Below are 288 nucleotides of genomic sequence, written 5' to 3'. Positions count from 1 at the left end.
CCGTTTATGATGAACGGAGTGGAAGCCTTTGAGGTTCAGCCAATGCAGCTGAGTGAATACGGAGATCCCAGCTATCTGAATATGCTGCCAAAAGAGGATCCCCGTCATCGCAGACAGGCATATCTGGATGAATACTGGTTTGATTACCGCAATCCGAATCTTCCAATCTTTCCCACGCTCCTCGAGAAGACAAGTGCCATACGAAAAGCCTATCAAACAGCTGTTACAGATCCAAATGCCTGCATTCCCGTATGGTTTGATTCTCCAAGGGATTATGGTATCGGCTTC

At 47.2% G+C, this 288-nt stretch carries 1 pseudogene; it reads left to right on the top strand.

Annotation, left to right across the window (positions count from 1 at the left end):
• Positions 1-288 (top strand): annotated as a pseudogene (locus NE665_RS24325) (maltodextrin glycosyltransferase); the annotation flags it as partial.

It is taken from the genome of Clostridium sp. DFI.1.208, assembly GCF_024463855.1.
Taxonomy (GTDB): Bacteria; Bacillota_I; Bacilli_A; order Erysipelotrichales; family Erysipelotrichaceae; genus Clostridium_AQ.
The sequence above is the reverse complement of the archived record's forward strand: the minus strand, read 5'-3'. Positions and strand labels throughout refer to the sequence as shown.